The organism is Bacillus sp. FJAT-49711 (assembly GCF_018343715.1).
Lineage (GTDB): Bacteria > Bacillota > Bacilli > Bacillales > Bacillaceae_C > Lederbergia.
Genome location: NZ_JAGYPL010000001.1, coordinates 1,486,177 through 1,496,710, shown reverse-complemented (window position 1 = coordinate 1,496,710; position 10,534 = coordinate 1,486,177). Strand labels below are relative to the sequence as shown.

Here is a 10,534-nt window from a genome sequence, read left to right as displayed (position 1 = left end):
TAAAATGTACCCTTTGTAAAGGACACTTTTAAAAAAGCCCTTAGGCAACTTGAATAAGATGATGTCTGTATTGTGCAGGCGTCATCTTTTTTAAGTTCCATTGACCTCGATAATGATTGTAATAGGTCATATAACTCTTAATCTCTTGTTTTACATCTTCTAATGTTTCGCAGTTTCTCATATCTATTTCATCTTTAAAATGACCAAAGAATGATTCTTGTGGTGCGTTATCCCAACAGTTACCACGACGTGACATGGATTGACCTAATCCCATTTTCTTCACAAGCTTTTGGAATTGAGGGCTTGTATAATGAACACCTTGATCTGAGTGAATGAATGCACCAGCAGCTAGTTTTCTACCATTCTTTTTTAATTTCTTTACTGTATTTAGAGCGATATCCAACGTGATTTTATTTGATACTTCATATGCTAGAATTTCATTAGTTTCGCCATCTTTAATCGCAGATAAATAGGCACGTTTTCCTTTTCCATGATTTAAATATGTAATGTCTGTTAATAATACTTTTCCAGCGATTCCCTGCTTAAATTGGCGGTTTAAAAGGTTAGGTAATGTCCGATGTTCCTTTGTTGCTTTAACCATTCGTCGATATGGATTGGCTTTTCGGATTGGGCAAATAATCTTGAACTTCTTCATAATGCGACGAATTCGTTTTAAGTTATACGTAATTTGATATTGATTTTCTAATGTCATTTTAATTTGACGTGCACCTTTTGGGCGACGGCGGAAATTAAATGCCTTTAAAACGACTTCTTTAACTGCTTCATCTGCTTGGTGTCTTTCCTGTCTTTTTGCCTCTGCTTCAACTGTAAAGTAACGGTAATATCCTGAACGGGAAACACCAACTAGTTGACAAAGATAGCGGACCATTCTTGTTAAATCATATTTTTCAATGACTGTATGTATCAGTTGGAATTTCAGTTCTGCTGTCAATTTTATTTTTTCTTCTTCAACATCCTTTCTGCTAATTCGATCTTTTTTAGCAGTTCATTTTCTGCACTTAGAATGGCATTCTGTGCTTCTAATCTAGCATATTTTTCTTCTAAACTTAATTCTCGCTCCAGTGGACGTCCTGAACTACATTTACGTGAGTCTTCTAGCCCAAACACACCATTTCTCCTATAAGCTGCACGCCAGCGCTTTAAAGCTGATTTCGCTCGCTGAATTCCCAACATGTCAATATCAAACCCTGCAGCTTCAAAGATTTCTCGTGAATTTTTTCCTTCTTCATATTCTTTAATTGAGATTGTCTTAAATTCATCTGTATATGTAATTCCTTTTTCACTAACAGCCTTTACGTAAGGGTGTTTCTTAAGTAATTTTTGTTCTTGTTCAGTAAATAATTTCTTTGACATATGATCCGCCCCATCTAGTTGTTATTTTCATTATAAATAAAAATACCCCATAAGAGAGACTTTTTTTAAGTGTCTATCTTATAGGGTACATTTTAAAAATTCTTCGGGGATTTATTTATTAATTAGCTGATTTGATCGCAGCTAATCCTAAAGTTTTCGCTGCCGCAAGCATCGCATTTTCATTAATATCAAATTTTGGATGATGATGTGGGTAGCCTTGCTCTACACCATCAGGTCTTGCGCCTGTGAAGAAGAATGTGCCTTTAACATGCTGCAAATAATAAGCAAAGTCTTCGCCGCCCATCTCCGGCTTTGTTTCTTCGATTAATGTGTTTTCAGGTACTTCCTTTGCAACCTCTACAAGAAAATCGGTTTCAGCATCATGATTCACGACAGCAGGATATCCCCTGTAGTAGTTAAACTCATATTCACAACCAGCCGCTATACATGTACCTTTTACAATTCTCTCAATCTCTTTTTCTATCATATCCCTAATGTCTTCGTTAAACGTACGCACTGTACCGCCAAGCTTTGCTTCATCTGCAATAACGTTGAAAGCATTGTCGGAAATAAAAGAGCCTACAGATACTACAGCAGACTCAATTGGAGCAACTCTACGACTTACAATTTGCTGCAAGTTCATAACGAGCTGAGATCCAATTACAATCGCGTCTTTCGTTTTATGCGGCTGTGCTCCATGTCCGCCGTATCCTTTAATGGTAATTTCAAAACGGTCAGCTGCTGCCATAATCGGTCCCTTTCGATATCGAATATTTCCATATGGACCGTCTGCCCAAAGATGCGTTCCGAATATAACATCAACACCATCTAAACAACCGTCTTCAATCATCGGTTTAGCGCCTCCAGGTGCATATTCTTCTGCATGTTGATGGATCATGACATATTCCCCGGAAAGCTCATCCTTCATTTCATTCAGAACCCTTGCTAATACTAATAGTGTGGCAGTATGTCCATCATGGCCGCATGCATGCATGACTCCCGGGACTATTGATTTAAAGGGAAGGTTTGTTTCCTCATGGATAGGCAACGCATCAAAGTCTGCACGCAATGCCACCGTCTTTCCTGGTTTTCCACCTTTAATTCTAGCTATAACTCCATTGCCGCCAACACCAGTTTTTATTTCTACACCAAGACGATTGTAGTATTCGGCAATAAATGCTGCAGTTTTAACCTCTTTAAAAGATAATTCGGGATTTTGATGTAAGTAGCGTCTTATTTTAACCATTTCGTTATAGTATTTCTCTATGCGATCAAATAGTTTTTCTTTCATACCGAAGCACACCCGCCTAATTAATATTTTCAGACTCGAAATAATTATATCAATTTTTCAGAAGAGTGTGCACAAAAATAATAAAAAGAGACCAGGACATAACTATTTCCGACAAAGATAAATCCGAACAATAGGTTGTTTAGTGTATATACCCGCTCCGGAAATATACTTCGCTTTCCGTGGGCGGCTGGCGAGCCTCCTCGCTCGTCCCGAGCTGCGGGGTCTCACCTATGCCTTCCTCCCACAGGAGTCTTCGTATATTCCCTCCGCTAAGTTAGATCATTGTTCGTCTTTAGGTTTGATTGTTTTAGTTATGTCCCAGCCTCAATTAGATATCATTATCTACATCATTTTCATCAGAAACATAATAAGTTGTAGAATAGGCGGGACCAGAAAATATATTAGTGCCTTTCGATTGAAAATGGATATGTTTATACATAGTTGAATTTTTCCAATCATGAATATGTTTTTCGTCTTTCCACATCGTCATATGCAAGTATGTATCATTTGACAGTGGACGAAGTATACGAGCAGTTATTAGTCCTGGTTCATTTTGAATTAATTTAATTTTATCAGTTATTCCATATTCAAAAACCGGCCTATTTTCCTCTCTAACTGGAATAAAGTTACATAAAACGACACCTTCATTTTGAAAGTCGCCTAACGTCTCCATCAATTCATATTTTCTCGGAGACTGAAATATGGTTGACCCAGTCGTCTCATGCCAAAGCAAGCAGCCTTCTATATTCTGCATTAAAATCATTTTTTCATTTGAATGCTTTTCTTCAAGCTTCTTCAAAAAGTAATACGTTCCCATTGTGATATAAACATACATATAATCACCCCATTGACATTTTAACGTTCAACATTTGATTCTATTTTACCCTTGTTCGTCATTTGCAAACAGAAGAGTTTGTACTAGATAAGGCATTAAAAAGGACAAATTTATGACAAGAAGAGTAGTTGCCTATACTTTAAGCAGGAAAAATACTATAGTTATAACGGATTCCTAAAATTTTATCCGTAAGAAAAGAAAATTGGATGCAACTTGAAGGATTCCAGGCTCCAGCGCCTATCAAACTTATAGTTTCTTCTTGTGATAGTCAACATCGGCTCGTCGCGCGCCATGTTTCCTTTTCCTTGTCCAGGACCTAAATGTTTGTAAGCTGCTAGACTGGGGGCTTTCGCTTTTGTTAATTCGTATACTTTTATAATACAATACAATTACTGAAAACCTTGAAAGGTGGACAATCATGATGAATATTAAAAATGATGCATTTTTGCGTGCGGCAAGAGGTGAGCGAACGGAGCATGTACCTGTTTGGTATATGAGACAAGCTGGCCGCTCTCAAGCTGAATATCGTAAATTAAAAGAAAAATATTCACTGTTTGAAATTACCCATCAACCAGAAATATGTGCTTATGTGACAAAGCTTCCGGTTGATATGTACAATGTTGATGCTGCAATCTTATATAAAGATATTATGACACCACTCCCATCTTTAGGAGTCGATGTAGAAATAAAAAGTGGGATTGGCCCAGTAATTGACAACCCAATCCGTTCTATTAAGGATATTGAGGTACTAGGGGAAATTAACCCAGAAGAAGATATACCTTACGTTCTCGATACGATCAAGCTTTTAACAGAAGAACAATTAACGGTACCTTTAATCGGTTTTGCGGGCGCACCCTTTACTCTAGCGAGTTATATGATCGAAGGAGGTCCGTCCAAAAACTATCATAAAACGAAAGCCTTCATGTATTCAGAGCCAGAAGCTTGGTCATTATTAATGAATAAGCTAGGCGATATGACGATTTCATATTTAAAAGCCCAAATTAAAGCTGGTGTCAGCGCAGTCCAAATTTTTGATTCTTGGGTAGGAGCGTTAAGTAGAGCTGATTATAAAAGTTATATTAAACCAGTTATGGAGAAAATATGTAGTGAAATGAAGACTGAAAATGTTCCTCTCATCATGCACGGAGTGGGCGCCAGTCATTTAGCATTGGAATGGAATGACCTACCGCTCGATGTTGTCGGGCTTGACTGGAGATTGCCGATTGCGGATGCGAGAAAATTAGGTGTGACGAAAGCAGTCCAAGGAAATTTAGACCCAGCAGTGTTAATCGCTAATTGGGAAACGATAGAGAAACGTGCAAAAGAAATTATTGATGAAGGAATTCAGTCACCAGGGTTCATTTTTAACCTTGGACATGGAGTCTTCCCAGAAGTAAATCCGGAAACACTAAAACGTCTTACTTCATTTATTCATGAGTACAGTGCTGAAAAAATAAAACATTTACGTTAATGAAACGGAGTGATTGAAATGACAAAAAAGAAAATGGGGCTATTAGTTATGGCCTACGGAACTCCATACAGTGAAGAAGATATTGAACGTTATTACACACATATTCGCCATGGGCGTCCGCCTGCTAAGGAAGCCCTTGAAGATTTGGAAAATCGATATAAAGCAATCGGTGGAATCTCGCCTCTAGCAAAAATTACTGAACAGCAAGCTTTCGGACTTCAAGATCGATTAAACGAAATTCAAGATGAAATAGAGTTTAAGGCATATATCGGTTTAAAACATATCGAGCCTTTCATTGAAGATGCAGTTGAAAGAATGCATGAAGATGGAATTGAAGAGGCAGTTTCATTAGTACTAGCTCCTCATTTTTCAACATTTAGCGTGAAATCTTATAATGAACGTGCGAAAGAAACAGCGGAGAAGCTTGGTGGTCCGGCTATTACATCTGTTGAAAGCTGGTACAAGGAACCTAAATTCATCCAATTTTGGACAGATGAGGTTAAAGAAGTATATCAAAACATGCCAGAGGAAGAGCGAAATCATGCATGTTTAATTGTATCTGCTCACAGTCTTCCAGAAAAAATACTTCAATATGGAGATCCATATCCTGAGCAACTTCAAGAAACAGCTGATTTAATCGCTCAGGAAGCGGGTATTACAGAATATGAAGTCGGTTGGCAAAGTGAAGGAAATACTCCTGATCCATGGCTTGGACCGGATGTGCAAGATTTAACAAGAGATCTGTACGAGAAAAAAGGCTATAACGCATTTGTTTACATTCCAGTCGGTTTTGTTTCGACACATCTTGAAGTCCTGTATGACAATGATGTGGAATGTAAAGTAGTGACGGACGAGATTGGAGCAGCATATTACCGACCAGCTATGCCAGATGCACAGCCTAAATTTATTGATGCTCTTGTTTCCGTTATTTTAAAACATCTTAGTAAATAAATATTAAAAGTAGGGATTTTACGTTGAGTGAAAATAAGAAAAGGGTTGTTGTGATCGGTGGTGGAATAACTGGTTTAACGACAGCTTATTACATGCAGAAAACAATTGCTGATCAGAAACTTCCTATTGAAGTAACTCTCTTGGAGGCGAGCCACAAACTAGGTGGCAAAATCCAAACGGTTCATCAGGATGGATTTGTCATTGAAAAAGGTCCAGATTCATTTTTGGAGAGAAAAATAAGTGCAGCAGAATTGGCGAGAGAAGTTGGTTTAGGTGATGAGCTTGTTAATAATACAGCAGGTAGATCATATGTACTTGTAAAAGAACAACTTCACCCCATGCCTAAAGGAGCTGTAATGGGCATTCCCACTAAAATGGGTCCATTTATGACGACTGGTCTGTTTTCTGTTCAAGGAAAAATGCGTGCAGCATGTGATATTATATTGCCTCGATCAAAAAATGAAGAGGATCAGTCACTTGGTCATTTTTTCCGAAGAAGACTTGGTGATGAAGTAGTTGAAAATTTAATTGAGCCGCTTTTATCCGGAATATATGCGGGTGATATTGACCAACTAAGCTTAATGTCAACATTCCCACAGTTTTATAAAGTTGAGCGTGAACATCGAAGTTTAATTCTTGGAATGAGCAAGACCACTGCGAAAGCGCCGAAAAACCGTTTAACGAGCAAAAACCAAGGAATATTTCTTACATTAAAAAATGGGTTGCAATCATTGGTAGATGCCATTGAGGAAAAAATGACAAACTGTACGGTTGTGAAAGGTGTACAAGTTACTTCTTTAGAAAAAAAGTCAGATTCGGGCTATGAGCTGAAACTAAACAGTGATGAAATTATCCATGCAGATAGTGTTGTTATTACGTTGCCGCACTTAGCGATTGCTGATCTGTTGCAAGAAAAAGAATATTTATGTGGCTTAAGACATATGCCGGCTACAACTGTAGCTACTGTCGCGATGGCCTTTGATGAAAAAGACGTTGAAAATACTATTGATGGTACAGGTTTTGTTGTCTCAAGAAACAGTGATTATACGATAACCGCTTGTACGTGGACACATAAAAAATGGCCGCATACAACTCCAGAAGGAAAAGTGCTGCTGCGCTGTTATGTTGGACGTGCGGGAGAAGAAACAGTAGTTGATCTTTCCGATGCAGAAATTGAACAAATTGTATTGGAGGATTTAAAAGAAACAATGAATATTGAGGCAAAACCGCAATTTACGATAATTACTCGTTGGGAAAAGGCAATGCCTCAATATACAGTCGGGCACAAGGAAAGAATAGAAGAGATGAAAAAAAGCCTTCAAGAGGATATGCCTGGTGTATTCATGGTGGGGAGTTCTTTCGAAGGAATAGGGCTGCCAGATTGTATCGATCAAGGGAAAAAAGCGGTGCACGATGTCCTTCAATATATAAAGTGAAGCAGCTAATCATTTTAGCTGTTTTTTCTTGCTTTTAAAAAATGATTATGATAAATTATTGTAATACTAATTGACTGAATTGGTGTTTTGGTCAATTTCGAGAAAGGAGGTATACAGAATATGTCAATTGATCGTAAGCGGCTCATTATTGATGCAGCAACAAAATCATTTTCTTTGTTTGGTTATAAAGCGACTACAATGGACCAAGTAGCGAAAATAGCCAATGTTGGAAAAGGAACTATTTATACTTTTTTTAATAATAAAGAAGAATTGCTTAGTGAAATTATCAAATCCTTAATTACAGAAATGAAAGCAGCTGCAGAGAAGACCATTCAAGATGAGTTATCATTTTATGAAAACGCGACGCTTGCCATATACGAATTATTAAAGTTTAGAAAACAACATCAGTTGACGATTAAGCTTTTTCAAGAAGAGAGAGAGTTAGGGACTCCAGCCGTAAAAGAAATGATGCAAAAAGTTGAAATGGCTATTATCAATTATATTAAGGAAAAAGTGACAGAAGCGATTGATAAAGGTGAGATTAAACAATGTGATCCAGAAATTACAGCTTTTATTATGCTAAAAATGTATATATCCCTTATTTTCGATTGGGAAAAAAAACACGAACCATTAAATAAAGAAAAAATATCGGAGCTATTCAAATTTTATTTATTCACGGGATTGTCCACGTAGATAATCCAATTTTTTTGAAAGATATTGACTATTTGAGGAAAATGGTCATAACGTTTTAAATGTTTTAGGAGGAAAGAACAACGATGAAAAACACACTTTTTACTGCTGAAATAAAACAGATATTTAGAAATAAAAAGCTTTTAATCCCGCTTATTGCCGTGATGCTTGTGCCTATTTTATATAGTGGAATGTTTTTATGGGCCTTTTGGGATCCGTATGATCGTTTAAAAGATTTGCCAGTAGGAGTCATCAATAATGACGAGGGAGCTGCTTTTGAAGATAAAGATCTGCGTTTGGGAAATGATTTAGTTGAAAAATTGAAAGAAAGCAATGATTTTAATTTTAAAGTCGTCGATAGTAAAAATGGTTATAAAGATCTTGAAGATCGAAAATATTACATGTTAATAGAAATTCCTGAACATTTTTCAGAAAATGCGACCTCACTTTTAGATGAACACCCAAAAAAGCTAGAATTAAAATATATTCCGAATGAGAGTTATAACTTTTTATCATCCCAGATAGGAGAAACAGCAATAAAAGAAATAAAGTCAGCCGTTTCAAAGGAGGTTGTCGCAACTTATTCGGAAACGATGTTTAGTAAAATTAAGGATATGGGTGACGGATTTGCACAAGCGAGCAGCGGAGCCAAGGAACTTTTCGAGGGAACCGCTAAACTGAATGATGGCTCGGTCACTCTTAAAAAGGGTTTAGATGAGTTAGCTGAAAAATCGATTGAGTTTAATTCCGGTGTTTCCAAGGTACAATCTGGTACGAATGAAATAGCAGAAGGAACATCCAAACTAGCTAATGGAATTGCACAATTAAAGGAAGGTCATGGCAAGCTTGTGGATGGAGCTGTGGCTGCAGATAAAGGGGCGCAGGCATTATCGAGTGGAGCCAGTACGTTGGATGCGGGAATTAAGAAAGCAGATAGAGCAATGGAAGATGTCGTATCCGGTGCAACGCAAATCCAGGATAAGACAACATTATTGGCCAATAAATTAGATGAATTTCAAACAGGTGCCGGCCAAGTTGCAAAAGGAGCGGCCGAATTACACTCAGGTATAGAACAGATGAAAAATCAATTGGCGAATATAGATTCCCAGCTAGCCGAGCTGCCTTTACCTGATGAAGTAAAAAAACAAATTGGAAGCCAATTGAAAGCTAATCTTGAGGAAGGTCTCGCAAAACTTGAAACCGGAAGCGCGGTGGTTGAAAAAGGAACTGTTACATTACATTCATCTGCAAAAGAATTGCACGAAGGCGCAAGCACACTGGCTGGAAAAATGAGTGAATTAAAAGAAGGCCAAAGTAAATTAAAAGCAGGGATGGATTCACTTTCTACAGGATCGAAGGACCTTGTCCAAGGCGCGCAAACACTTCAAGGTGGGCAAAATCAATTACTTAGTGGAATATCCTTATTTGACGAAAAATTAACGGAAGTCAGTGATGGAGCAAATACGCTTTCAAATGGAGCAAAAATATTAAATGGTGGAATGAAGGGATTGGCCTCAGGTTCAACTAAACTTAGTGATGGAAGCAATAAATTAGCTACCGGAACTAAAGAACTTGTAGAAGGTACGAAAAAGCTTGAAGATGGATCCGCAGAAATGAAGGATAAGCTCGGAGATGCATATGATAAAGTAAATGGAATTCAGGCAAGTGATGAAACTTACGATATGATGGGTGAACCGATCACTGTGAATAAGAAGGCTGTTAATAAAGTGCCAAACTATGGTACGGGATTTGCACCATACTTTTTATCATTGGGCCTTTTTGTTGGAGCTTTATTGATATCAATTGTTTTTCCTCTAAGAGAGCCTGCACAATTTCCGAAAAATGCTTATCATTGGTTCGTTGGAAAATTTGGAGTTATCGCGATCGTAGGGGTTATCCAATCCATATTAGCTGATGCAATCATGCTCTATGGTCTCAAAATAGAAGTAGAAAGTATCCCTCTCTTTATTTTGACAACGATCATTACAAGTTTAACGTTTATAGCTTTAATCCAATTTTTAGTGACATTGCTTGGAGATCCAGGTCGATTCATTGCAATTATCATTTTAATATTGCAATTAACGACTAGTGCTGGAACATTTCCACTTGAACTGATTCCTCGACAGCTTCAACCGTTTAACGCATTCTTGCCGATGACGTTCTCAGTTCAAGCATACAAGGCTGTTATTTCAAGTGGGGATTTTAGCTTTATGTGGCATAATTTAGGAATCTTATGTTTATTTATTATCGGGAGTATGATCATGACACTTGGATTTTTCCGATATAAATTTAAAAGGCAGTTTTCCACATTAAATAGTCATGCATAAAAAACGGGGCTGTCCCAAAAGTCATGAAAAATGACTTCTGAGGACTGCCTTTTTTCGTTAGGCTTTTCTCACATACTTTGTTGCTTTTTATCAAGTAGTGCGTAAAGGTTGATTTCCGCTACAGTTGCTCGCTTTCCGCGGGGCGGGCGGTGAGCCTCC

Annotated in this window: 8 protein-coding genes; 5 read left to right on the top strand and 3 right to left on the bottom strand. The window is 37.6% G+C overall.

Annotated elements, in window-relative coordinates; all coding sequences use genetic code 11:
* Nucleotides 1-40: 40 nt before the first annotated feature.
* From KHA96_RS07230 to KHA96_RS07220, 3 genes are all read right to left on the bottom strand, one after another.
* Nucleotides 41-1,374, bottom strand: a protein-coding gene (locus tag KHA96_RS07230) for an IS3 family transposase (RefSeq protein WP_213128566.1) whose coding sequence is annotated in 2 segments (ribosomal slippage) — nucleotides 41-987 and nucleotides 987-1,374 — 1,335 coding nt in all. Because the reading frame shifts where the segments join, the coding sequence is not laid out codon by codon here.
* 118 nt (nucleotides 1,375-1,492) lie between these two features.
* Nucleotides 1,493-2,665 carry a M20 family metallopeptidase gene (locus KHA96_RS07225; RefSeq protein ID WP_213128565.1) on the bottom strand — a complete coding sequence of 391 codons (1,173 nt, stop codon included), beginning with the start codon at nucleotides 2,663-2,665 and terminating at the stop codon, nucleotides 1,493-1,495.
* A 328-nt stretch (nucleotides 2,666-2,993) separates the two neighbouring features.
* The gene (locus KHA96_RS07220) at nucleotides 2,994-3,500 is read right to left on the bottom strand and encodes an antibiotic biosynthesis monooxygenase family protein (protein WP_213128564.1); all 507 of its coding nucleotides are present in this window, start codon (nucleotides 3,498-3,500) and stop codon (nucleotides 2,994-2,996) included.
* A gap of 418 nt (nucleotides 3,501-3,918) precedes the next feature.
* Here KHA96_RS07220 and hemE point away from each other — a divergent pair, with 418 nt between their 5' ends.
* The 5 genes from hemE (at nucleotide 3,919) to KHA96_RS07195 (ending at nucleotide 10,375) form a co-directional block, all read left to right on the top strand.
* The gene (gene hemE / locus KHA96_RS07215) at nucleotides 3,919-4,971 is read left to right on the top strand and encodes a uroporphyrinogen decarboxylase (protein WP_481748214.1); all 1,053 of its coding nucleotides are present in this window, start codon (nucleotides 3,919-3,921) and stop codon (nucleotides 4,969-4,971) included.
* A gap of 18 nt (nucleotides 4,972-4,989) precedes the next feature.
* Entirely contained in the window at nucleotides 4,990-5,922 is a 933-nt protein-coding gene (gene hemH / locus KHA96_RS07210; protein ID WP_213128563.1) for a ferrochelatase, read from the top strand.
* Nucleotides 5,923-5,945: 23 nt separating this feature from the next.
* The gene (gene hemY / locus KHA96_RS07205; RefSeq protein WP_213128562.1) at nucleotides 5,946-7,358 is read left to right on the top strand and encodes a protoporphyrinogen oxidase; all 1,413 of its coding nucleotides are present in this window, start codon (nucleotides 5,946-5,948) and stop codon (nucleotides 7,356-7,358) included.
* Nucleotides 7,359-7,478: 120 nt separating this feature from the next.
* Nucleotides 7,479-8,051, top strand: coding sequence for a TetR/AcrR family transcriptional regulator (locus KHA96_RS07200; RefSeq protein ID WP_213128561.1), 573 nt, complete (start codon nucleotides 7,479-7,481; stop codon nucleotides 8,049-8,051).
* 83 nt (nucleotides 8,052-8,134) lie between these two features.
* The gene (locus KHA96_RS07195) at nucleotides 8,135-10,375 is read left to right on the top strand and encodes a YhgE/Pip domain-containing protein (RefSeq protein ID WP_213128560.1); all 2,241 of its coding nucleotides are present in this window, start codon (nucleotides 8,135-8,137) and stop codon (nucleotides 10,373-10,375) included.
* The last annotated feature ends 159 nt before the right edge of the window (nucleotides 10,376-10,534 follow it).

Coding starts and splice junctions, on each gene's coding strand:
- KHA96_RS07195 (WP_213128560.1), top strand. CDS start 8,135: ATGAAAAACACACTTTTTACTGCTGAAATAAAACAGATATTTAGAAAT.
- hemH (WP_213128563.1), top strand. CDS start 4,990: ATGACAAAAAAGAAAATGGGGCTATTAGTTATGGCCTACGGAACTCCA.
- KHA96_RS07225 (WP_213128565.1), bottom strand. CDS start 2,665: ATGAAAGAAAAACTATTTGATCGCATAGAGAAATACTATAACGAAATG.
- KHA96_RS07200 (WP_213128561.1), top strand. CDS start 7,479: ATGTCAATTGATCGTAAGCGGCTCATTATTGATGCAGCAACAAAATCA.
- KHA96_RS07220 (WP_213128564.1), bottom strand. CDS start 3,500: ATGTATGTTTATATCACAATGGGAACGTATTACTTTTTGAAGAAGCTT.
- hemE (WP_481748214.1), top strand. CDS start 3,919: ATGATGAATATTAAAAATGATGCATTTTTGCGTGCGGCAAGAGGTGAG.